The sequence below is a fragment of the Streptomyces sp. NBC_01515 genome (assembly GCF_045040345.1).
In the GTDB taxonomy this organism is placed as follows: domain Bacteria; phylum Actinomycetota; class Actinomycetes; order Streptomycetales; family Streptomycetaceae; genus Streptomyces.
The window spans coordinates 8,554,445-8,577,625 of record NZ_CP109416.1 but is presented as its reverse complement, the minus strand read 5'-3'; the positions used below and the strand labels follow the sequence as shown (position 1 = coordinate 8,577,625).

The window sequence follows — 23,181 nt, the reverse complement described above, 5'->3', positions numbered from 1 at the left end:
CGGGCTCAGTTGCTCCTACGAACACCCGGTGACACCGCGAGTCGTGCGATGCCCCAGAAGACGCCGAGCGTCACCAGGGCCATCCCGGCGACCAGGGTGGCGCCGCCGACGACCTTCTCGTAGTTCTTCTGGTAGAGGCCGTCGATGATGTAGCGGCCCAGGCCGCCGAGGCTGACGTAGGCCGCGATGGTGGCCGTGGAGACGATCTGGATGGCGGCCGAGCGCAGGCCGCTGAGGATCAGCGGGAGGGCGACCGGGAGTTCCACCTGGAACAGGACGCTCGTCTCGTTCATGCCCATGCCGCGGGCCGCGTCGACCGGGGACGGGTCGACGGAGCGCATCGCCTCGTACGTGGTGACCAGGATCGGCGGTACGGCGAGGACGACCAGCGGGATCATCACCGGCACCAGGCCGAAGCCGATCAGCACGAACATCAGCACCAGCAGGCCGAAGCTGGGCAGGGCGCGGGCGGCGGTGGCGATGAGCGAGAGGGTGTTGCCGCCGCGGCCGGTGTGACCCGTCAGCAGCCCGATGGGGAGGCCGATGGCGGCGGCGATCGCGAGCGCGATCAGCGAGTACCGGACGTGCTCGACGAGACGGGTGGGGATGCCGTCGTAGCCGTGCCAGTGGCTGCTGTCGCTGAAGAACAGGTTGATGTAGTGGAGTACGTTCACCGGGCTGCGTCCTCCAGTGCGAGTTCGGCCGGTTCCGGCCGGTCCTCGGCGGGGCGGGCCTTGCGGGTGCCGCGCGGCATCCAGGGCGTGAGGAGCAGGCGTACGCCGACCAGGACGGCGTCCACGACGATGGCGAGGACGGCCGTGGTGATCACGGAGAGCCAGATCAGCCGCGGCTGGTGGTAGATCTGGCCGTCGTTGAGCAGGTTGCCCAGCGCGCCCTGGTTGCCGATCAGCATGCCGACGCTGACGAGGGAGATGCTGGACACGGTCGCCACCCGCAGGCCGGCGATGATCGCGGGCACGGCGATCGGCAACTGCACCTGGAGGTACCGGCGTACGGGCCCGAGGCCCATCGCGGTGGCCGCGTCCAGGGTCTCCTGGGGCACCGAGCGGACGCCGTCCACGATCGCCGGGACGAACACCACGAGGCTGTAGACGCCGAGCGGGATCATCACGGTGGTCTCGGTCTGGCCGGTGTAGTCGATGAGGACGACGAAGAAGGCCAGCGAGGGAATCGCGTAGAGCACGGTCGTCACCCAGAGCACCGGCGGGTACAACCAGCGCAGCCGCACGCAGAGTTGGGCGATGGGCAGCGCGACCACCAGGCCGACGAGGACCGGGATGACGGCTTCGCGCAGGTGCAGGCCGATCAGACCGAAGTAGCTGTTCTGGAGGTCGCTCGGGATGCGGAACCAGTCGTTCATCCGGCGACCTTCGCGCCGCCGCGACCCGCCGCGTGGGCGCTGCGGATCGCCTCGCCCACGGCACCCTGCGACACGACACCGACCACGCGCCCGGTCCCGTCGACGCCGACCGCCCACCCGGTCGGCGACAGCACCGCACCGTCGAGCGCGGCCCGCAGCGAGTCCTTGCCGGCCTCGAACGGGCGGCCGTGGGCGAGGAGTTGGGTGGTGTCGACGGCTCCGGCGGTCAGCGCGCCCGGCTCGCTCCAGCCCAGCGGCCTGCCGTCCAGGTCGGTGACGAGGAGGTACGGGATGTCGGGGGTGGTGCGTTCGGCGATCTGCTCGGCGGTGGAGTCGACGGCGATGATCGGGGAGGTCTTGAGATCGAGACCGGCCGAGGAGAAGAAGGACAGGCGGCGGATGCCCCGGTCGGTGCCGAGGAAGTCCTCGACGAAGGCGTCCGCGGGGTCGGAGAGCAGTTCGGCGGGCGGGGCGAACTGGGCGAGCTTGCCGCCGGTGCGCAGCACCGCGACCATCGTGCCGAGCTTGATCGCCTCGTCGATGTCGTGGGTGACGAAGACGATCGTCTTGCCCAACTCCTCCTGGAGGCGCAGGAGTTCGTCCTGGAGGCCCTTGCGGACGACGGGGTCGACGGCGGAGAACGGCTCGTCCATCAGCAGCACCGGCGGGTCGGCGGCGAGGGCGCGGGCGACGCCGACGCGCTGCTGCTGGCCGCCGGAGAGCTGGTACGGGTACCGCTTGGCGAGGGCGGCGTCGAGGCCGACCCGCGCCATGAGTTCGGTGGCCCGCGCCCTGGCCTTCTCCTTGCCCCAGCCGAGCATGCGGGGCACGGTCGCGATGTTGTCGACGATCGTGCGGTGCTGGAAGAGCCCGGCGTTCTGGATGACGTAACCCATCGACCGGCGCAGCGTGTTGACCGGCTGCTTGGTGATGTCCGCGCCGTCCAGGGAGATCGTGCCCTCGCTGGGGTCGATCATCCGGTTGATCATGCGCAGGGTGGTCGTCTTGCCGCAGCCCGAGGGGCCGACGAGGACGGTGATCGAGCGGTCCGGTATGTCCAAGGACAGTTGGTCGACCGCCACCGTGCCGTCCGGGTACCGCTTGGTGACTGAATCTATCCGTATCAAAACGCCGAATACCCTTCGGGTTTGGCAGAAACTGCCCGTTCTCGGCCACGGTCGCAGGCCACTGGGGGCAGAGTCTAGACCGCGAGTGTTGCGGGAACTTGGCGGGATCCGCCTCGGTGTGACCGGTCGTGATCGGTATCCGGCGGCCGGAAAGCGCTGTTGACCGGTGGGTAGCCGCGTACTGTCATGGACGGTGATGGACAGTTACTGACCGTCCCGGACCTTTTTTCGATCCCTCTTGATCCCGCTCGATCCTTCTTGACCGCATGACGCACGCGACAACGCACGCATCCGACCGTCCGATGACGAGGAGCGCGACGTGACGAACGGCGGTACGTCCCCCTCCGACGCCGCCGTGCTCGCCCGGGGACGCAGGCTGCTGGCCCTCGCCGGGGACGCGCGGGTCCGCGACTCGGCGGACGAGGCACGGACGTTGGCGCTGCGGGCCGCCGCCGATCTGGAGCGGGGTGTGCGGCTCACCGGCGGTGCGGGCGCGACCTCCGCCGTACGGTGCCGGGCTCTGCTGGACCTGGCCGAGGCGCGGGCCGTCGCGGCGGCCGACAGCGGGGCGACCGGGGTGCTGGAGGCGCTGCACGAGGCGGTGGCGGACGTCCGGGACGTGAGCCCGGAGTTACGGGCGCTGGCCCTGCGCAGGCTCGCCGAGGCGCACAGTGCCCGCTACCGGTACACCGCCGACCCGGCCGAACTCGACGCCGCCGACCGGGTGTTCGCGCAGGCGCAGGATCTGGTGCAGCGCGACGACCCGGTCCGGGCGGAGCTGCTGGCGGGCCGCGGCGGGGTACTGCTGGCCCGGGTCGAGAGCGGCGGCGGACTGGCGGTGGCCGCCGAGGCGGTACGGGAACTGCGCGCGGCGCTGGCCCTGACCCCGGGCGGCGAACCCCGGCTGGCGGAACGGCAGTTGCTGTTCGGCAGGGCGCTGCGCCGGCACCACACGGCGGGCGGCGCGGCGACCGACCTGCACGAGGCCGAGTGGATCCTGGCCCGCGCGGCCCGCGGCGCCCCGGCCGACCGTACGGCCGCGCTGGCCTGGCTGGAACGCGGCGAGGTACTCCTGACCCTGGCCGGCGCGACCGGCGCACCGGAGTGGCTCGACCTGGCGGCGGAGTCGTACCACCACGGCGTCCGCAGCGCCCTCCGGGCCGCCGAGCCACTGCTCGCCGCCCAGGCCCACCACCAGCGCGGCGCGGTCCTGGAACGAACGGCCGGCCCCGCACGGGCCCTCAAGTCCTACCAGGCCGCCTGGGAGTTGTGGCAGCGCGCCGGCGCGGCCCAGGGACCACAGGCACGGTCCACGTTCGAGCGCATGACCGCGCTCGGGGCGACGACGCAGACGTAGAGGAGTGCAGGGTGTCGGACTTGGCGCGCTACGACGTGGCGGAGTACGGGCTGCCCGACCCGCCCGAGCAGCAACAAACCACGCGGCACGAGCCGGGCGGACCCGAGGGACACGCGGGCAACGACGACACACCCCTGCCCGACTACACCGGCGTCGACCTGACCGCGCTGCGGGCGCGGGTGGATCACCCCGTGCTGGGGGCCGTGCTCGCGACTCTGCTCGCCCGGTCCTGCGGTGCCGACGGGGGGCTTGTCGCGTATCACGAGGACTCACCCGGGGCAGAACGATAGGGGCGGCAGAGCGCCGGCCGACGGGAGGCGATGCTGTGCACAGGGTGCCGGAGCACACCTTACGGACGGCCAGGGACCGGGAGCTCGCGCCGTGGCCGCATGCCGTGCTCGACGTGGCGGCCCTGCGGCGGGCGGGGCAACGGGCCTTTCCCTTCCGGCAGTTCGTGCTCAAAGTGCACGGGCGGTGCAATCTCGACTGCACCTACTGCGTCATCTACCAGGGCCAGGACGCCGGTTGGCGCGACCGGCCGGCCCGGGTGAGCCCGGAGGTCATGCGGCAGACCGCCCGCCGGATCGCCGAACACGCCCTCGCGCACCGGCTGTCCGAGGTGCGGATCGATCTGCACGGCGGGGAACCACTGCTGTCCGGGCCCGAGGCCGCGCTCGCCTACACCGCCGCCGTGCGCGCCGCGTTACCCTCCCGCACCGCGCTGCGGACCACCGTGCAGACCAACGGCACCCTGGTCACCGAGCGCACCCTGGACCGGCTCGCCGACGCGAACATCCGGGTCGGGCTGAGCCTGGACGGGGGCACCTCCGTACTGAACCGGCGCCGGGTGGACCACGCGGGGCGGTCCTCCTGGCCGGCCGCCGGCCGGGCCGCGCGTCTGCTCGCCGACCGGCCCGAGCTGTATGCCGGGATTCTGTGTGCCATCGACATCACCAGCGATCCCAAGGACGTGTACTCCTCGCTGGCCGCGCTGCGCCCGCCCCGCCTCGACCTGCTGCTGCCGCACGCCAACTGGTCCAGTCCGCCGCCCGGGTTGGCCGCCCGTCCGCCGCGTGACGCCCGTACGCAGCGGGCCGTGCCCACGCCGTACGGCGACTGGCTGGCCACCGCCTTCGACCTCTGGTGGGACGGCCCGCCGGACGGGACACAGCCGCGGGTGCGGCTGTTCACCGAGATCGTGGCGCTGCTGCTCGGCGTCCCCAGCGCCACCGAGTCCGTGGGGCTGTCGCCGACCTGCGCGGTGGTCGTCCACACGGACGGGGCCGTCGAGCAGATCGACTCCCTCAACCTCGCCTACGACCGCGCCACCGCCACCGGGTTCGACGTCTTCGGCGACAGCTTCGACGAGGCGCTCGACCATCCCGGGATCGTGGCCCGTCAACTCGGCGTGGAGGGGCTCTCGGACGAGTGCCGGGCGTGTCCGGTCGGGCGGGTGTGCGGCGGCGGCAACTACGGACACCGCTACTCCGCCGGAACGGGCTTCCTGCACCCTTCCGTCTACTGCGCGGATCTGGAACAACTGGTCCGGCACGCGGCCCGACGGCTGAGTGCCGTAATGCCCGAGGACCGACCGCGCATCGACTAGGGTGCACGCGAAAACTCGCGAAACGGCCGAAACGTAGTCAACAGATTAAACGTAGTCAATAAGTCCATTTTCGGTGTAAGGGGAGACGGTCGGATGACCGACAGGTCCAAGGGCGCCGAGTCCCACGAGCACTTCACCATCAGCTACGCGGGATTCAACCGGCCGTGGGCCACCTGGATCGCCCACCAGCTGGAGCAGTTGGGGCACGAGACGACCCTGCTGCGCTGGGACCCGCCGAGGCAGATGTCCCTCGCCGACGCGCTGCGCAATCTGCTCCAGGCGCCGGGCCGGGTGCTGCTGGTCCTCGACGACTGGTACTTCTCGCTGGGCCCGCGCACCGACGCCGAGTGGACACAGGCACTGCACGAGGTGGTGCCGCCGCACGTCGACCGGTTCTCGGCGGTCAGCGTGGCCACCCGGGCGCTGCCCGCCACCGCCGCCCCGCTGCGCCCGGTCGATCTCCGCGACCTCGATTCGCGCGAGGCCCGGCGCCGTATCCTGCGCCGCCTGGACCTGGACGCGGCCACCACGCCAGGACCGGTGAGCGGCACCGCGCCGCGCTTCCCGAACGACCCGCCCGCCGTGTGGAACGTACCGCGCCGCAATGTCCGTTTCACCGGCCGCGACGCCATCCTGGAGAAGCTGCACGCCCGCTTCGAGGAGGGCGGACGCGGCGGCGCCCGGGTCGCGCTGCGCGGTATCTCGGGCGTCGGCAAGAGCCAGATCGCGATCGAGTACGCGCACCGGTTCGGCAACGACTACGACATCGTGTGGTGGGTCGGGGCACGGTTCCGGGCTCCGGCGCGCGAGCAGTTCGCGCAGTTGGCGCCGCGGCTCGAACTGCCGGTCGGGCAGGAGCTGGGCGAGCGGATCCGCGCGGTCCACGAGGCGCTGCGCACGGGACGGCCGTTCCGCCGCTGGCTGCTCGTGCTGGACAGCGCCGACGACATGGAGCAGATCGAGGACCTCCTCCCGGAGGGCAACGGCCATGTCCTGATCACCACCCTCACCCAGGACTGGGCCGCCTCGGGCAGCGTCACCGAGATCGAGGTGCAGCCCTTCCGCCGTCCCGAGAGCGTGGCCTACGCCCGCCGCCGCGCCCAGCGGCTGACCGAGGCCGAGGCCGACGATCTCGCCGACGCCGTACAGGACCTGCCGCTGCTGCTGGCGCAGACGGCGGCCTGGCTGGACGCCAACGTCATGCCGGCCAAGGACTATGTGGCGATGATCCGGCGCGGCGAGGCGAGCCAGATCGGTATCCGGATCTCCTCGGACTACCCGATGGGCTTCCAGACCAGTTGGTCGATAACTCTGAACACGCTGCAGGAGAACAACCCCGAAGCGGTGGAGCTGCTGCACCTGTTCGCGCTGTTCTCGCCGGACGCCATCCCGGTCCGGCTGATGCAGGCCGCCCACCCGTCCGACCTGCCCGCCCATCTGGCCGCGCTCGCCGGCGACCCGATCCGCTGGCACACGGCGCTGCGCAGGCTGTCCGAGTCGACCGCGGTCCGCCTGGACTACGTCGAGTCGTCGGAGGCCGAGCCGACCGTGGACCGCGTGTCCATGCACCGCCTCTACCACAGCTTCCTGCTCAGCACCCTGACCGAGGACCGCCGCGAGGCGCTCTCCACGATCGCCTGCACGCTGCTCGCGGGCGCCGACCCGCGCCGGCCCAACGACACCCGTGAGTGGACGCGGTACGCGGAGCTGATCCCGCACCTGGAGACCGCGGGCGCGCTGGACAGCCGTGAGCCCGTGGTCCGCCAACTCGTCCTGAACTGCATCGACTACATGCGGGTACGGGGCGAGAACCGGGCCGCACTGCGCCTGTGCGAGCAGACCGTCGCCCGCTGGCGCACCCGGCTCCAGCCCGACGAGCGGGACATGCTCGTCCTGACCCACGACCACGCCAACATGCTGCGCCGCAGCGGCCGTTACCGCGAGGCGGAGGCCGTAGGGCGGGCCGTCCTGGACCAGCTCACGGAGACCCGCGCCGACGACGACCCCGATCTGCTGCGCGCCAAGAACGGCCTGGCCGGGACACTCGTGTCGCTGGGCCGCTACGACGAGGCCCACCGGATGTTCGAGGAGTGCGTCCACGCGTACTCCGACACCCTGGGCGCCGAGGCCCCGCGCACCCTCCAGGACCGCGGCAACCTCGCCGTCGTCACCAGCCTGCTGGGCCGCTACGAGGAGTCCCTGCAACTGCACCGCGACATCCTGCTGATCCGCGAGCGGCTGCTGAACCCGCGCCACCATCTCACCCTGCGCTCCGGCATGTTCTACGCCTGGATGCTCAGGCTGCTGGGCCGGTACGCCGAGGCCACCTCACGGCAGGAGCTCAACGTCCGGGCCCACCGGCAGGCGATGGACCGGTTCACCCCGCAGACCCTGTTCGCCGAGCACAATCTCGCGCTGTGCATGCGGCGCACCGGTGATCTGCTGGGCGCCGAGTCGCTGATGCGCAGCGTGGTGGAACGGTTCGTGCAGCGGCAGGGACCGCGCCATCCCGACGCGCTCCTGGTACAGGCCGACTTCGCGACCTTCAACCGCGAGCACGGCAATCTGGAGCAGGCCCGGGAGCTGGCCACGACCGTGGCCGAGGACTACGCCCGCCTGGTCGGCCCCGAACACCCTTACGCCGTGGGCACGTTGGGGAATGTCGGGCTCGCGCTGTGGGAGTACGGGGAACGTGACGAGGCACTGCGGATCGCCGAGCAGGCGCTGACGCGGATGCGTGCGGCGGTCGGCTCCACCCATCCGTGGGCACTCGGGGCCGCGTTGAACGCGAGCGGCGCGCGGAGTCTCGCCGGTGACGAGGAAGGTGCGGCCCAACTCAGCCGCGTGGTCCTGGAGTCGGCGCGCGCCACCCTCGGCGAGACCCACCCCCTCACCCTGTCCTGCAAGGCCGCCCTCGCCGGTGACCAGCGGGCGCTGCGCCGCGGCCAGGAGGCCACGAAGCTGGAGAACGAGGCACTCCAGCAACTCTCCGACACCCTCGGGCCACAGCATCCGCACACCCTGTCCGTGCGCCGCAGGGAGCGGCCGTACTGGGATTTCGAGCCCCTGACGACGTGACTCCCGCGGACCCACCCGCAACGGGAGTCGCCGGGGTCCCAGGGCGCTAGCATGGCCGAGTTCCGTAGCCCAAGGGGGACTTCGGCCTTCCTGAGAGGTAGATCGTGCGGGGAAGAGAAGGGGACGGCCCCTCCGGGCTGGGAGAGCGGGGGCCGGGTGGCGTGCTGCCCGACTTCGCGGATCTGGATCTGAGGACCCTGTCCCGTCAGTCATCGCATCCGGTGCTCGCCGCCGTGGCCAGCGGCCTGTTGCCCCGGATGCTGCGCGGCGAACCCGCGATGGCCTTCTACGAGGACGGCCCCTACCAACTGTGACCGCCCTGTGGCCCCTTGAGAAACTCGACGTCGCGGCCTTACGGCGGTCCGGGTTGCGGGCCGTGCCCTTCCGGCAGTTCGTCCTCAAGGTCAACGGCCGCTGCAATCTCGCGTGCAGTTACTGCTACGTCTACGAGGGCGCCGACAGCAGCTGGCGGGACCGCCCCAACCGGGTCTCCCCCGCCGTCGTGGAACGCACCGCGACGCGGATCGCCGAGCACGCGGCGACCCACCAACTCACCTCCCTGCAGATCAACTTGCACGGTGGTGAACCTTTGCTTGCCGGGGTGTCGAACCTCGTCGCCCAGGTCAACGCGGTGCGCGAGGCGGTCCGCGAGCGCTGTGGCCGAAGCTGCACTGTTGACGCCTCCGTCCAGACCAACGGCACGCTCCTCACCGAGCACGCGGTGGCCGAACTCGCCGATGCCGGCGTCCGGATCGGGGTGAGCCTGGACGGCGGCACCCCCTGGCTCAACCGGCACCGGCTCGACCACGCGGGCCGCTCCACGTGGGCGAAGACCACGGCCGGGCTCCAGGTGCTGCGCGGCCGTCCGGAGGCGTACGCCGGGATCCTCAGCGTGATCGACCCGGACTCCGATCCCGCCGAGGTCTACGCGTCGCTGGCGGCGTTCGAGCCCCCGTCGATGGATCTGCTGCTGCCGCACGCCAACCACGCGTTCCCGCCCGCCGCGAAGGGCCCGCATCCCTACGGCGACTGGCTCGTCCGGCTCTTCGACCTGTGGTTCGACACGGGTGAACGGGCCGTGCCCGTACGGCTGTTCCACGAGATCATCGCCCTGCTGCTCGGCGTGCCCTGCCGTGCCGAGGCGGTGGGCAACGCGCCCGTGGTCGCCGTCGTCGTCGACACCGACGGCACCATCGAGCAGGTCGACTCGCTGAAGACCGCGTATGCCGGTGCGCCGGCGACCGGATGCAACGTCTTCGACCACTCCTTCGACAACGTCCTGGACCATCCGGGCGTGGTGGCACGGCAGTTGGGCACCGACGCGCTCTCCCCCACCTGCCTCACCTGTCCGCTCGCGGAGGTGTGCGGGGGCGGCAACTACGCGCACCGCTACCGCCCGGTCGAGGGATTCCTCAACCCGTCCGTGTACTGCGCCGACCTGCACCTCCTCATCCCGCACATCGCCCGCCGGGTGCGCAGCGCCGCCGACGCCGACTTCCCGCGCAGACCGATCAACGCCCGTTGACCCCAAGGCTGTTGATGGCACGCCAGAATTGGGGAAGGTAAGGGGAGTATTCCGGCTCTCCAACGGGGGAAGTGCGCATGGCGATCGTGACAAGGGCGGCCGCGGACGGCCAGGACCACCAGGTGCCGATCTACGTGGAGGTCGACACCGCGCCGCCGCCCGGCGGCCTGGCGGGCATGTACGACGGGGTCGACACTCGGGAGAACGCCGCCGAGCGGGTGCTGGCGGTGGCCCGGGACGTCTACGGCGACGGCCTGGAACTGGCCCGGCGCTGCGCCCGGCAGGCGGCCGGCCGGCTCCACGACCTCGGTGACGGGCTGACCCCCGACGAGGTGGAACTGCAGCTGTCCATCAAGCTCGACGCCGAACTCGGCGCGTTCCTGGTGAAGTCGGGGGCCGAGGCGCAGCTCCAGGTGACCTTCCGCTGGACACCGGGCAGCGCGTCGTGACGGGTGCGGTCGACGGCTCGGACGTGCACATCCTGCCGTACAGCCATGTGGTCGGGCAGGCCGAACTGAAGCTCGCGCTCGAACTCAACTACATCGCGCCGCGGATCGGCGGGGTCCTCATCAGCGGGCAGCGCGGGACCGCCAAGTCCACGGTGGTACGGGCCTTCTCGCTGCTGACCGGGGGCGAGCTGCCGGTCACCCTGCCGATCAACGCGACCGACGACCGGGTGCTGGGCGGCTGGGAGCTGGACGCGCTGATGCGGGGCGAGGCGCGGACCCAGCCGGGGCTGCTGGAGGAGGCCGGCGAGAAGGGGATGCTGTACATCGACGAGGTCAACCTGCTGGACGACCACATCGTCAACATCATCCTGGACGTCGTCTCCACCGGCGTGCTGTCCGTGCAGCGCGAGGCCATCGACACGGTACGGAACATCGCCTTCGGTCTGGTCGGCACGATGAACCCCGAAGAGGGCGGTCTGCGCCCGCAGTTGCTCGACCGGTTCGGTCTGATGGTCGCCGTGTCCGAGCTGGACCAGGAGCAGCGCCGGGCCATGGTGCTGGCCGTGCTCCGCTTCGACGACGCGGCCGGTACGGACTCCCCCTGGCTGGCCGAAGGACTCGACCGGGACCGGGAGTTGCGCGAGCGCCTCGACCGCGCCCGGGACGGTGTGCAGGACGTGCGGCTCAGCGAGGACATCGCGAAGCTGTGCGCCGATGTCGCCACCCGGCTGCGGGCGGTGGGGCATCGCGGCGAGGTCGTCACGGCCTGGGCGGCCCGCGCGCTGGCCGCCTTCGAGGAGGCGGACGCCGTGACCGCCGACCATGTGCGCCGGGTGGTCCCACTGTCCCTGCGGCACCGGCGGCCGGAGGCGGCGCACGGCGGTCCGGTCGAGTGGACGGCGGAGGAGTCGGAGCTGCTCGACGGGCTGCTGGGATGAGCGCGCCCGCCGACGGCCGCCCGGTCGGATCCCGGCAGCGCCTGTTACAGGTCCTGGCCTGCTCCGCGCTGGGCCCCGGCCTCGACGGGGTGCTCCTGTTCGACCTGGAGCCGGAGATGGTCGCCCCGGTGACGGACGCGTTCGCCGGCCTGCTCCAGCTCCGCGAGCAGCGTCCCGTACTGCGGACGACGCTCGGCTCGGTCACCGGCGACGACGAGTTGTGGCTGCGCCCGACGCTGCGCCACGACGGCAACGGCGTCAACTTCTCCCTGGCACCAGGCCCGTTGGTGGACAACACCCCCGACTCCGCGATGGTCGTCGTGGTCCCCGACCTGGTCCGCCTCAGCCTCCCGGGCATGCGAGCGGCCGTACAACTCCTGGGCGCGGACGTGGCGGCGGTCGAGCGGTCCGGCTTCCGGGCCCGCTGGCGCCCCCGCGCCCGTTGGCTGGCCGCCTGCCAGGAGGCGGAGATCGGCCGCCTCTCCCCCCACCTCCTGGACCGCTTCCCGATCCGCCTCAACGCGGCCGGTCTACGGCGGACCAGCAGCGGCCCCGACCGGGTGCTCGACGCGCTCGACGGACGCGAACCCGAGCCGGGCCTGGGCGAGTTGCCACCGTCCTGGCGCAGCGCGCTCACGGCCCGGACACGTCCGGCGTGCACGCTCACCGAGGAGGCCGCGGCGCACGCGGTGGGCCTGTTCCGCGGGGACACGAGCGGTCGACGGGCGATCGGACTGGCCCGCTTGGCCCGCGTACTGGCCGTGGTGAACGGCGCCGAGACCTGCGGGCCCGACCGCGTCGACGAGGCCGCCCGCCTCCTGGGCGTGGCCGCACCCCTGACCTCCCCGACGGGCAACGGCCGCTCCACCAACGGCACTTCCCTCGCCACCGGCAACGACACCGACGGCCGGCCGCCGCCACCCGAGCAGCCGAAGCCGGACCCGGTCCCCGAGGACACCGGCCCGGCAGGTCAGCCCGGCGGCGCGATGGCACTCCCCGCCGGGCCGGCCGAGGCCCTGGACACCTTCACGGCCGACACGGGAGACGGGCCGGGCTCACCGTTCCCGGAGGACGACGCACGCTTCCTGCGGGAGTTCGCGCCCCTGCGCATCCCCTGGCAACGCCGTCCGGAGCCGAGTTCCGCACGCGGCCCGGTGATAGGCGTCCGGTCCGCCACCACGCTCCGGGACCTGGCCGTCGTAGCCACCGTCGTCGAGGCGGCCAAACACCAGAACCTGCCCGGCCGCCGCACCCTGCGCGCGAACGGGGACGGCCAACTGGTCGTCCTGCCGGGCGACTTCCGCAGCTACGCCCGCCTTCCGGTGGCCGAACGCATGCTGGTGCTCCTCCTCGACCACACCTGCCGACGCGGCTGGGACTGGCAACCGGCGCTCGCCCCCTACCTCCAGTGGGCCTACACGGGACGAGCCTCGGTCTGTCTGGTGGAGGTGGGCAGCAAGGACGCGGCCCACGAACTACGGGCCGACCACTTCATCGCCCGCAGCGTCCTGGACCCGAGGGTCGGCGGCGCCCTGCACCGCCGACCCGGCCGCAGCAGCCCCCTCGCCCACGGCCTCACCCTCACCGACCAACTCCTGCGCCGAGCCTTCCAACAACGCTCCAACCTGGTCGAGGCCTGGCTCGTGGTCGTCTCCGACGGCCGAGGCAACGTCCCCTTGGACGCCAGCGCGGGTGGCCGCCTCCAGGCCCCGGTCCGCCGCACCGGCATCGACGACGCGATCACGGCCGCCGCCCGCATCGGCGCGATGGGTCGCATGCGCCTGCACTCGGTCGTGGTCGACGCGGCTCGGCAGCCCCACCCCGACCTACCGTTCCTCCTGGCCGACGCCCTGGGCGGCGTAACCGTGGCAGGCCGCACAACGCGGGGGGCGTTACCCCATGCCCATTGAGCCTGTGCCTTTTCAACACCCCAAGGGTCAGCACCCTGAAGGGGCGCGGGGAACTGCGCGCCCAGCCCCCACGCACCCGCACCCAACCGACAACCTCACACCGGGGGTGACGAATGCCCGCTGAACCTCCCGGCCCCCGCCCCCTCGGCGGAGCCGTCCCCCTGGGCCCAGGAACCCCCGCCCGCCGCCCCGCCCCCGAGCCCCTCACCGCCCCACGAACAGCCGGCATCCCCGAACACGTCGTAGAGCCCTACGAACCCATTCCGCTCACGGCGACCCCCGTAGACCCCAACGCCCAACTCCCCGTCGGATTCGCGAAGTTGGCAGTAAACCGGGCCTACGACGAACGAGGGCAAGAGGTGTTCTGGCTGACAGGCCACAGCGGCGACCTGGAACTCTCCCTCGACTCGGACGACACCCGCCTACGCCCGACCGACCTCGCCCTCAACAACCTCCGCCCCGACGGCTTCCCACCCACCGAGATCTTCCGCGCGGTAGCCGAATGGTCCGGCCACCAAGAGGACGTCGTGCGCTGGATCAACGAACTCCGCGCCCGCTTCGGCTCCGACCTGCACCTCGTCATCTGGGACGACACCGACTACGACATCCCCTGGGAGATGCTGCGCCTCACCGGCGGCCGGGACATCGGCGTGGACGACGGCATCCTCGGCGCCCTGGTGACCGTCGTGCGCTGGACCACCATCCGCGAGGCCGGCCGCACCCCGTTCAACGAACCCGCGGTCTGCTCGGGCCATGTGCTGGGCTACTACGCGGAGGAGATGCGCCGCGACGCCACGGTGTTCGAGAACTTCGAGCACATCGGCCACTTCGGCACCACCCGCACCTTCCTCACCGAACTCGCCCGCCCGGGCCTCGGCGCCGGCCTCGTCTACATGGGCTGCCACGCCACGCACGGCCCGAACCTGTACAAGCTCAAGCTGGGCACGGTCACCTGGAACGAGCTCAACGGCCTGGACATGTCCGCCCTGGACGGCCGCCGCACCCTGGTGTGCCTGAACGCGTGCCACTCCGCCCGGTTCGTGAACAACCGCCCGCTCGGCGAGAACGCCCTGCGCGGCTTCGCCGAACTCTTCCTCCGCAAGGGGGCGGGCGGTTGCATCGCCACATCGGGCAAGGTCGGCGACGACGTGGCGCACACACTGATCCGCGATCTGGTCGGACGGCTCTGCGCCGACCCCGAACTCCCGGTGGCCCGCGCGCTGCGCGACTTCCGGGCCGCCGCCGTGGCCCGGCTGCCCGACCCGCTGCCGTTCGTCTACGGCGACGACGACACGTTCAACAACGCGGGTCAGTTGGAGATGCTGCCGATCCTCTACAGCTTCATGTTCCTCTATTTCGGACACCCCTTGACCACGCTCCGGCTCAGCGTCCGGGCGCAGGAGGCGAGGACATGAGCGGCGATCCCGCTGCGTTGATGATCGAACCCCTCGTGGGCTGGCCCCGCAGGGCCCAGGCGGGGCAGAGCTATCTCGTCACCGTCGACCTCAACGGCCCGGCGGCGCCCGAGGACTGGCCGTACGAGGAGGAGGAGTTCGACTTCGGCGTCTCCCTGGACGGCTCCCGCCGCTTCGTGTGCGAGGCCCTGAACGAACCCAGCGTCGTCCTGCACCGCTTCGGCGGCACCTACGGCCCGGCCCGCTTCGTGATCAAGGCGAGCCGGGCGCCGGGTCCGGGCACGATCTGGCTGACCATCAGCAACCGCTGGGGTGTTCCGGTCCGTACCGTCGAGCTGCCCAGCGAGATCGTGGCGGACGCCGTCGTAGGACAGGGGCATGTCGTCGTACCGACGCTGAACGGCGCGACCGCCACCCTGCCGGCCGAGCACACCGTCCCCGGGCAGCGCGTCGGACGGCGTCCGGTGTCCGGTGTCTGGTCGCCGCACCACATCACGATCAGCTACGCCGGCACCGACCGCGCGTGGGCCGTGTGGACGGCGCGGCAGCTGGAGCGGCACGGCTGCCAGACGTTCCTGCTGCGCTGGGACCCGCCGCCCGGGGTGCCGCTGGCCCGACTGCTGGCCGATCTCCTCGCCGCCCCCGGCCGGGTGCTGCTGCTGCTCGACGAGGAGTATCTGCGGCTCGGGCAGCGCACGGAACTCGAATGGGGCGAGGCGCTGGGCTCGGTGGTCACCGCGGACCCCGACCGGTTCGCCGCCGTGGACCTCTCCGCGCGCACGCTCCCCGCGGCAACTGCCGTACTGGGACCGGTCAGTCTGCGCGAACTGGACCCGGCCGAGGCGCTGCGCCGGCTGCTGGCCACCCTCGATCTGCAGGACGCCCGGCCGGAGCCCGAGGACGAGTCCGTCGCCCCCCGCTTCCCGGACGCGCCGCCCGCGGTCTGGAACGTTCCACGCCGCAACTTCCGCTTCACCGGCCGCGACACGGTCCTGGAGGAACTCCGCGCCCTCTTCGAGAACGGCCCGCCGACGGGTGCCCGGGTCGCCCTGCGCGGCATCTCGGGCGTCGGCAAGAGCCAGATCGCCATCGAGTACGCGCACCGGTTCGCCAACGAGTACGACGTGGTCTGGTGGATCAGCGCGAGCTTCCGGGCCACGGCCCGCCAGCAGTTCGCCGACCTCGCCGAACCGCTCGGCCTCGCCGACAGCAGCGCCCTGCCCGAGCGGGTCCGCGCGGTCCGCGAGGCCCTGCGCACCGGCCGCCCGCACCGCCGCTGGCTGCTCGTGCTCGACAGCGCCGACGACCTGGAACAGGTCTACGACCTTCTCCCCGAGGCCGGCGGCCATGTCGCGGTGACGACCGTGACGCAGGGCTGGACGGCGTCCGGCGGGGTCGCGGAGGTCCAGGTGGAGCGCTTCACCCGGGCGGAGAGCATCAGTTACGCCCGCCGGCACGTGGAGCGGCTCACCGAGGAGGAGGCCGACCAACTCGCCGACGCCGTCGAGGACTTCCCGCTGCTGCTGGCCCAGACCGCGGCCTGGCTGGACGCCAACCGGATGTCGGCGGCCGAGTACATCGGGCTGCTGCGCCGGGCCGACGCCGACGAGATCGGCATCCAGACCCTGCCGGACTACCCGATCGGCTTCCAGACCAGCTGGGCCCTCACCCTCGACTCCCTGGAGCAGGACAGCCCGGAGGCGACCGAACTCCTGCGCCTGTTCGCCATGTTCTCCCCCGGCTCGATCCCCGTACGCCAGCTCCAGCGGGCCCGTCCCGGCGATCTCCCCACGCTGCTGGCCGAGTTGGCCTCCGACCCGGCCCGCTGGCTCGGCGCGCTGCGTCGCCTCTCGGAGTCGACTGCCGTACGGATGGACTACGTTCAGCCCTCCGACAGCGTCGGCTATGTGGACAGCGTGGAGATGCACCGCCTCTACCACCGCTTCCTGCGCCGCACCCTCACCCCCGGCGAGCGCGACGAACTCTCGGCGGTCGCCTGCCGGGTGCTGGTCTCGGCGGATCCCCGGTCACCGTCCGAGGTCGCCAACTGGCCTGTGTACGCGGAGCTGTTGCCGCATCTGCACCCGTCCGGCGCCCTGGAGAGTTCCGAGGCCGCGGTGCGCGATCTCGTCCTCAACTGCATCGAGTACCTGCGGCTGCGCGACGAGGAGAGCACCGGCCTCACCCTGTGCGAACAGGTCCTGGCCCGCTGGCGGATCAGGCTCGCACCGACCCACCCGTCGATGCTGGTCCTCGTCCACCAGCACGCCAACATGCTGCGCCGCTGCGGCCGTTACCGCGAGGCGGAGGCCGTGGGCCGGTCCGTCGTCGAGCAACTCGCCGAGGAGCGGCCCTCCGACGACCTCGACCTCCTGCGGGCCGAAGCGGGCCTCGGCGGCTCCCTGATGGCGCTCGGCCTCTTCAAGGAGGCCCACCAGCTCTTCGAGGAGGTCTGGCGGGCCTACGACGTCCTCGACGGCCCGGAGGCCCCCCGCACCCAGGCCTGCCTCAACAACCTCGGCGTCGCCCTCGGCCTCCTCGGCCGCTACCAGGAAGCGGCCGACGTGCACGCCCAACTCCTGTTGCTACGGCGGGAGTCGTTCGGTTCGGACCATCAGTCGACGCTGCTCAGCGGTCTCACGTACGCCCGCTCGCTGCGCCTCCTGGGCCGTCACCAGGACGCCACCGCGCTCCAGGAGACCAACGCCCTGCTGCACCGGCAGACCATGGGCGACCATCACCCCCAGACCCTGGCCGCCCAGCACAACCAGGCGCTGTGCCTGCGTCGTTCGGGCGATGTCCCGGCCGCCGCCGACCTGCTGCGCAGCCTGGTCGAGCGGTGCCGGAACCTCCAGGGCGTCCGGCATCCGATGACCCTGATGATCCAGGCCGACCACGCCTCCTTCCTGCGCTCGCACGGCGATCCCACCGAGTCCGCCGAGCTGACGGACGCGGTGGCCGACGGCTACCGGCATCTCCTCGGCGACGACCACCCGTACACCGTGGGCGTCCTCGGCAACCGCGGCCTGCTGCTGTGGCTCGCCGGCGACCGGCCCGCCGGGGCCCGGCTGATCGAGCAGGCGCTGCGGGGCATGACGAACGCGGTGGGCGCCGACCATCCGTGGACCCTGGGCTGCGCCCTGAACGCGGCGGCGGTCCGCCGGCTGTCCGGACGGCCCGACGAGGCGGCCGAACTGCGCCGGGACACCCTGCTGCGGGCCCGCCACGCCGTCGGCCCCGACCACCCCCTCGTACGGGCCTGCGAGGACGCGCCGGCGACCGGAACGGAGGAACCACCCGGCTGGGACTTCGAGCCGCAGCCCATCTGAAGCCCGCCCGAAGCCCCTCAAAGACCCGTCCGCACCCCGTCCGAACTGCCTTTCCGGGCCCCAGCATTGGGGCCCGGCCTGAGGACGCTGTGCGCGACCTGTGAGTCCGCTGATTCTCATCGACCGTTCAGCGAAGCCACAGCAATGCCCCAGACGGGGACCGGAAAGTCACCGTCATGAACGAACAGAACGCGGGAGGCGTCCGGCAGCGGTCGGTCGAGATCGTGGTGCCGGTGTACAACGAGGCGCACGTCCTCGCCGGCAGCATCGGCCGTCTCCACGCATACCTCGAAACGTCCTTCCCGTTCCCGTTCACGATCACCGTGGCGGACAACGCGAGCACCGACGCCACCTGGCAGGAGGCGCTCGGCCTCACCCAGCGGCTGCCGCACGTGCACGCCGTACACCTCGACGCCAAGGGCCGGGGCCGCGCGCTGAAGCAGGTGTGGAGCCGGTCGGAGGCGGACGTGGTCGCGTACATGGACGTCGACCTGTCCACCGGCCTCGAAGGCTTCCTGCCCCTGGTCGCCCCGCTCCTGTCCGGCCACAGCGACGTGGCCATCGGCAGCCGGCTGCACCGGCAGTCGGCCGTACAGCGCGGTGCCAAGCGCGAGTTCATCTCCCGCTCCTACAACCTCCTCCTCAAGGCAGGCCTCGCGGCCCGCTTCTCGGACGCGCAGTGCGGCTTCAAGGCCGTCCGCACCGAGGTGTTCCGGGCGCTCGCCCCGCACATCGAGGACACCGCCTGGTTCTTCGACACCGAGCTTCTCGTCCTCGCCCAGCGCAACAAGCTCCGTATCCACGAGGTCCCGGTCGACTGGATCGACGACCCCGACAGCCGCGTCGACATCGTCCGTACCGCCCTCGACGACCTCAAGGGCATGCGCCGCATGTTCAAGCAGACGGTCACCGGCCGCGCCCGCATCGCCGCCGTACCCCGCCGTACCCGCACCACCACCCCTGTCCTGCCCGTCGGGGCGCCCGCCTCTTCCGCGGAACACCTGGAGTACGCGTCATGACGACCCTCGCCCCGCCCCCCAGCCAGGAAGACGCCCGGCGCTCGCACCGGGCGGGCCCGCCCGCCGACGGCGGCGTCGCCGCCCGTGCCAGAAGGCTGTTCACGGGCCCGGAGGACGACCCGCGCTGGGCCCGCCCCGCCCTGTGGGGCATCCTGCTCCTCGCCACGGCGCTCTACGCGTGGAACCTGACCTCGATCACCGGCAACACCTTCTACGACGCGGCCGTCTACAGCGGCACCAAGAGCTGGAAGGCGTTCTTCTTCGGCGCGCTCGACTCCGGCAGCTTCATCACGGTCGACAAACCACCGTTCGCCCTCTGGGTGATGGGCCTCTCCGCCCGCGTATTCGGTTACGGCACCTGGCAGTTGATGCTGCCGATGGTCGCGGCCGGCACCGGCTCGGTGGCCCTGCTGTACCGGCAGATCAAGCGGGACTTCGGTCCGATCGCGGGCACGATCTCCGCACTGGTCCTCACCCTCACCCCGATCACCGTCGCCATCACCCGGGACACCAACCCGGACCCGATCCTCGTCCTGCTGATGATGCTCGGCGCCGCGGCCCTCATGAAGGCCGTCCGCAACGGGAAGTTGATGCCGCTGGTCTGGTCGGCGGTCGCGATCGGCTTCGCGTTCAACACCAAGATGATGCAGGCGTACGTCGTCCTGCCCGCGTTCTTCCTCGTCTACCTCTGGGCGACGAACGTCTCCCTCGGCAAGCGCATCCGCAACCTCGCCGTCGCCACCGTCGCGCTGGTCGTCTCCAGCGCCTGGTGGATGGTGATCGTCGACCTGATCCCGGCGTCCTCCCGCCCCTACATCGGCGGCTCCACCGACAACACGGTGTGGGACCTCGTGATCGGCTACAACGGCTTCGGCCGGATCTTCGGCGCCGGCTCCTCGGTCGGCTCGCAGGGCAACGGGGCGAGTTTCGGGGGCAGTTCGGGCCTGTACCGGATGTTCAACGAGATCATGGGCGGCCAGATCTCCTGGCTGATCCCCTTCGCGGCGATCGCCCTCGTCGGCGGTCTGGTGCTGCGCGGCCGGGCTCCCCGCACGGACGCCAAGCGCGCCGCGCTGATGCTCTGGGGCGGCTGGTTCGTCCTCCACTTCCTGACCTTCTCGCTCGCCGAGGGCACGTTCCACCCGTACTACGTCACCGCCATGGCCCCCGGTATCGCGGCCCTGGCCGGTGCGGGCGGGGTCCTGCTGTACCGCGCCTTCCGTGAGGGTTCGGCGGCCAAGTGGGCCTGGGTGCTGCCGGCGGCGATCGCGGCCAGCTCCGTCTGGGCGGTCGTCCTGCTCCAGCGGGTCTCCGGCTCCGGCACGGTGTACACGGTCGCGGAGATCGTGGTCGCGGTGGCTGGCGTGGCCTCCGTACTCGGCCTGCTGGTCGGCCGGTTCACCAAGCGCCACCGCCTGATGGGCCTCGCGGCGCTGGCCGCCGTCGTCGCCCTCCTCGCCGGACCGGCGGCCTACTCGGTCTCGGCGGCGACCTCCTCGACCAACGGCACCAACCCGACGGCCGGTCCCAGCACCGGTGGCGGCATGGGTGGCGGCGGCGGTGGCATGGGCGGTGCCCCGGGCGGCAGCTCCAGCGGCACCAAGGGCAAGATGGGCAGCGCGCCGAGCGGGTCCGGCTCGGGCTCCGGTTCCGGCAAGATGGGCACGCCGCCGTCCGGTGGCACGGCTCCCTCGGGCACCGGCTCCTCGACCGGCAAGACCGGGACCACGGAGTCGGGCACCGAGTCCGGATCCACCTCCAAGTCCACGTCCGAGTCCGGTACGCAGCAGGCCGGTGGCGGTATGGGCGGCGGTTCGCAGGTCTCGTCCGAGATGGTCGCCTACCTCAAGAAGCATCAGGACGGCGCGACTTGGCTGCTGGCGGTCTCCACCGACCAGACGGCGTCCTCGATCATCCTGGAGTCGGGTCAGCCCGTGATCTCCATGGGCGGCTGGTCCGGCAGCGACAACGCGATGACCCTCGCCAAGCTCAAGTCCCTGGTGAAGTCCGGCAAGTTGCACTACATCATCGTCAGCAGCGACGGCGGCCAGGGCACCAACTCCGCGATCGCGACGTGGGTCAAGGCCCACGGCACGGCGGTCAAGTCCTCGGCGTACAGCTCCAGTTCGTCTACGTCCACTTCCTCGACGAGCACGAGCACGAGCAGCGGCCTGTACCGCCTGGACGCCTCCGACGTCAGCTGATCCACTCCCCGAACCACATCTCCCGACAGGAAGGGCCGCCGGTCACCCGGCGGCCCTTCCGCATGTCGGGGGTGCGAGCCAGTCGAGACGAAGAAGACCGCTGCCAGGCCCTGGGAGATCGAAGACGACCTTGCCGGGAGTGAGGGCAGGCGATGTGCTTGAGGAGATGGCCTGCTCGCTGCGCCGGAGCGCACTCGTAGCAGTCGAGCCCGCGCGGCCTCACAGCCGGGTTTTCAGCACGTCGAGTCAGCGGTGGTCGACGTACGCGACGAGCCCGCCGACGGTCAGGCCCACCGCGCATCCGTGACGGAAGGCCTCGTGGCGCATGCGCGGGGTGTGCTGGGCGTCGGTCATCGCATACGGCGCGCGGATCCCCAGTTCCACGCCGCACAGGCACACGACGTAGCCGTGACGCCGGGCGGCGGCTGCCCAGTCGGGGTCGTGCGGGACCCAGGTCCGGGAGTAGATGTCCCCGTCGGGCGTCCGCAGTTCCAGCCGGGAGTGGGTGTGTCCGTAGCGCTGCCACTGCCCTGGCTGTTCATCGGGTATCTCGTGCAGCTCCCATCCGGGGATCGAGCGCAGGTCGGCGTGGCCGGGCGGCCTGCGTCTCATGCCGAAGTGGACCTCGTCGGGGTCGCGTCGCCGCGGCTCGGGCATGCACAGTTCGTCGAATATGGTGGGCCGCTTCTCGTCGAGGCGGACCCCGTCGTCGTCGGATCCTGGTGGGTCGGGCAGACGCAGGTCGGAGAACTCGGGCGGCAGGCGCCTCATGCCGAACAGGATGGCGCCTTCGATCTGCGGTTCCTCGGGTATCCCGTCGAGCGAGGCTCCCTTCGGCACGATGTACCCGAAGTAGCCCACGCCCCGGGCATGCCTGAACTCGAAGAGGGCCGTGGGCATGCGGTGTGTCTGTACGGGATCGAGGGTGACCGTGCCTTCCGCGGTCTCCAGACCCATCACGATCCCCTCAAGCCGCAGCGCGGGGTCGTCGCTGAACAGGATCTGCCCGTTGTCGTCGACCTGTTCGTCCTGATGCCGGCTCATCTCCTTCAGCCCTCCGGTTGGTTGCCGTTCCGCGTCCGCGAAGCAGACGATTTGATGTTGAACCATTCTATTGAAGGATCGTTCAACAATCCATACATTGGAACGCGTGCACCACCAGGCCGACGGTTTCGTCGAGAGCAGGGGTGAGGGTGAGCGCGGAGGAAGCAGGCAGAAGGCGGACAGGCGTGGGTCGGCGGGTGCTGGTGGGCGCCGCGAGCACCGGCGCGGCGTTGGGGCTGTGGGCGATCTTGCGTCTGATCGGGCGCACGGCCTTCGTCACGCACGCCCTGTGGATCGACGCGCTGTGCGCGCTGGTGATCCTCCTCGGCTGCGTGTTCCTGTGTACGTGCTGGTACTTGGACATCCGGTGGCTGCTGTGCGCGGTGTGCCTCTTCGGGATGCTGTTCCTGCAGAACCGGGAGCTGGATCAGCAGGCGCTGCACCGGCACGGGCGTACCGAACACGTCAGGGTCCGACAGATTCAGTGGTCCGCCGGCGACGGCACGGGTGCGAGCGTCCACCGCTACACGGTCACCGTCCTCGACGGCCCGCCGCTGGCTCGGATCGAGGAGAACGGGCTCATGGGCTGGAAGTGGGCGGTAGACGGCACTTACACGGTGACCGTCGATCCGCAGGGCAGTGCCCCGCTCAGGCGAGGGGACAAGCCCGGGCCTCCGGTGATCCAGCAGTTCCTGCAGATCCCCCTCGTCCTCGGCCTGGCCTTCGCCCTGTGGCGGCCCGCAGGGCTGCTCCTACGCCGACAAGGCATCCCGTCAGCCGGACCAACTCAGCCATAGGG

18 protein-coding genes are annotated in these 23,181 nt (G+C 71.4%); 14 read left to right on the top strand and 4 right to left on the bottom strand.

The features are described from left to right. Window positions 1-5: 5 nt before the first annotated feature. The 3 genes from OG407_RS38475 to OG407_RS38465 are packed head-to-tail and all read right to left on the bottom strand — an operon-like array spanning window position 6 to window position 2,508. The gene (locus OG407_RS38475) at window positions 6-674 is read right to left on the bottom strand and encodes an ABC transporter permease (protein ID WP_405864442.1); all 669 of its coding nucleotides are present in this window, start codon (window positions 672-674) and stop codon (window positions 6-8) included. After that, on the bottom strand, window positions 671-1,381 hold the full coding sequence (locus OG407_RS38470) for an ABC transporter permease subunit (RefSeq protein ID WP_328677350.1): 711 nt from the start codon (window positions 1,379-1,381) through the stop codon (window positions 671-673). Before OG407_RS38470 ends, OG407_RS38475 begins: the two co-directional genes overlap by 4 nt. Next, on the bottom strand, window positions 1,378-2,508 hold the full coding sequence (locus OG407_RS38465) for an ABC transporter ATP-binding protein (protein ID WP_405864439.1): 1,131 nt from the start codon (window positions 2,506-2,508) through the stop codon (window positions 1,378-1,380). The genes OG407_RS38470 and OG407_RS38465 overlap by 4 nt, the downstream gene beginning before the upstream one ends. A 319-nt stretch (window positions 2,509-2,827) precedes the next feature. Here OG407_RS38465 and OG407_RS38460 point away from each other — a divergent pair, with 319 nt between their 5' ends. From OG407_RS38460 to OG407_RS38400, 13 genes are all read left to right on the top strand, one after another. Then, window positions 2,828-3,865, top strand: a complete 1,038-nt coding sequence (locus OG407_RS38460; RefSeq protein ID WP_405864437.1) for a hypothetical protein — start codon at window positions 2,828-2,830, stop codon at window positions 3,863-3,865. A gap of 11 nt (window positions 3,866-3,876) precedes the next feature. After that, complete coding sequence (locus OG407_RS38455; protein ID WP_405864435.1) at window positions 3,877-4,155, top strand: YxD-tail cyclophane-containing RiPP peptide; 279 nt, start codon at window positions 3,877-3,879, stop codon at window positions 4,153-4,155. 44 nt (window positions 4,156-4,199) lie between these two features. Further along, window positions 4,200-5,471, top strand: a complete 1,272-nt coding sequence (locus OG407_RS38450) for an FxsB family cyclophane-forming radical SAM/SPASM peptide maturase (RefSeq protein ID WP_405864433.1) — start codon at window positions 4,200-4,202, stop codon at window positions 5,469-5,471. 93 nt (window positions 5,472-5,564) lie between these two features. Then, entirely contained in the window at window positions 5,565-8,549 is a 2,985-nt protein-coding gene (gene fxsT / locus OG407_RS38445) for an FxSxx-COOH system tetratricopeptide repeat protein (RefSeq protein WP_405864431.1), read from the top strand. A gap of 104 nt (window positions 8,550-8,653) precedes the next feature. After that, entirely contained in the window at window positions 8,654-8,863 is a 210-nt protein-coding gene (locus tag OG407_RS38440; protein WP_403584754.1) for a YxD-tail cyclophane-containing RiPP peptide, read from the top strand. Continuing rightward, entirely contained in the window at window positions 8,860-10,074 is a 1,215-nt protein-coding gene (locus OG407_RS38435) for an FxsB family cyclophane-forming radical SAM/SPASM peptide maturase (RefSeq protein ID WP_405864429.1), read from the top strand. The genes OG407_RS38440 and OG407_RS38435 overlap by 4 nt, the downstream gene beginning before the upstream one ends. A 77-nt stretch (window positions 10,075-10,151) precedes the next feature. Further along, window positions 10,152-10,523, top strand: coding sequence for a CU044_2847 family protein (locus OG407_RS38430; RefSeq protein ID WP_405864427.1), 372 nt, complete (start codon window positions 10,152-10,154; stop codon window positions 10,521-10,523). After that, a complete protein-coding gene (locus tag OG407_RS38425; RefSeq protein ID WP_328677358.1) occupies window positions 10,520-11,461 on the top strand; it encodes an AAA family ATPase in 942 nt (313 codons plus the stop codon). The genes OG407_RS38430 and OG407_RS38425 overlap by 4 nt, the downstream gene beginning before the upstream one ends. Beyond that, window positions 11,458-13,371 (top strand): magnesium chelatase, encoded by a 1,914-nt coding sequence (locus tag OG407_RS38420; RefSeq protein WP_405864424.1) that lies wholly within the window; start codon window positions 11,458-11,460, stop codon window positions 13,369-13,371. The genes OG407_RS38425 and OG407_RS38420 overlap by 4 nt, the downstream gene beginning before the upstream one ends. 113 nt (window positions 13,372-13,484) lie before the next feature. Continuing rightward, window positions 13,485-14,786, top strand: coding sequence for a CHAT domain-containing protein (locus OG407_RS38415; protein WP_405864422.1), 1,302 nt, complete (start codon window positions 13,485-13,487; stop codon window positions 14,784-14,786). After that, complete coding sequence (gene fxsT / locus OG407_RS38410) at window positions 14,783-18,115, top strand: FxSxx-COOH system tetratricopeptide repeat protein (protein ID WP_405864420.1); 3,333 nt, start codon at window positions 14,783-14,785, stop codon at window positions 18,113-18,115. The genes OG407_RS38415 and fxsT (OG407_RS38410) overlap by 4 nt, the downstream gene beginning before the upstream one ends. 176 nt (window positions 18,116-18,291) lie before the next feature. After that, window positions 18,292-19,134, top strand: coding sequence for a dolichyl-phosphate beta-glucosyltransferase (locus OG407_RS38405; protein ID WP_405864418.1), 843 nt, complete (start codon window positions 18,292-18,294; stop codon window positions 19,132-19,134). Then, window positions 19,131-21,338, top strand: a complete 2,208-nt coding sequence (locus tag OG407_RS38400) for an ArnT family glycosyltransferase (protein WP_405864416.1) — start codon at window positions 19,131-19,133, stop codon at window positions 21,336-21,338. Before OG407_RS38405 ends, OG407_RS38400 begins: the two co-directional genes overlap by 4 nt. Window positions 21,339-21,584: 246 nt before the next feature. On the opposite strand, the gene OG407_RS38395 is transcribed toward OG407_RS38400, so the two are convergent. Next, window positions 21,585-22,382 (bottom strand): hypothetical protein, encoded by a 798-nt coding sequence (locus tag OG407_RS38395; RefSeq protein WP_405864414.1) that lies wholly within the window; start codon window positions 22,380-22,382, stop codon window positions 21,585-21,587. Between the two features lie 185 nt (window positions 22,383-22,567). Between OG407_RS38395 and OG407_RS38390 the strand changes: the two genes are divergently transcribed. Further along, complete coding sequence (locus tag OG407_RS38390) at window positions 22,568-23,179, top strand: hypothetical protein (RefSeq protein ID WP_405864412.1); 612 nt, start codon at window positions 22,568-22,570, stop codon at window positions 23,177-23,179. Window positions 23,180-23,181: the final 2 nt, after the last annotated feature.

Coding starts and splice junctions, on each gene's coding strand:
- OG407_RS38470 (WP_328677350.1), bottom strand. CDS start 1,381: ATGAACGACTGGTTCCGCATCCCGAGCGACCTCCAGAACAGCTACTTC.
- OG407_RS38415 (WP_405864422.1), top strand. CDS start 13,485: ATGCCCGCTGAACCTCCCGGCCCCCGCCCCCTCGGCGGAGCCGTCCCC.
- OG407_RS38420 (WP_405864424.1), top strand. CDS start 11,458: ATGAGCGCGCCCGCCGACGGCCGCCCGGTCGGATCCCGGCAGCGCCTG.
- fxsT (WP_405864420.1), top strand. CDS start 14,783: ATGAGCGGCGATCCCGCTGCGTTGATGATCGAACCCCTCGTGGGCTGG.
- fxsT (WP_405864431.1), top strand. CDS start 5,565: ATGACCGACAGGTCCAAGGGCGCCGAGTCCCACGAGCACTTCACCATC.
- OG407_RS38430 (WP_405864427.1), top strand. CDS start 10,152: ATGGCGATCGTGACAAGGGCGGCCGCGGACGGCCAGGACCACCAGGTG.
- OG407_RS38395 (WP_405864414.1), bottom strand. CDS start 22,382: ATGAGCCGGCATCAGGACGAACAGGTCGACGACAACGGGCAGATCCTG.
- OG407_RS38405 (WP_405864418.1), top strand. CDS start 18,292: ATGAACGAACAGAACGCGGGAGGCGTCCGGCAGCGGTCGGTCGAGATC.
- OG407_RS38400 (WP_405864416.1), top strand. CDS start 19,131: ATGACGACCCTCGCCCCGCCCCCCAGCCAGGAAGACGCCCGGCGCTCG.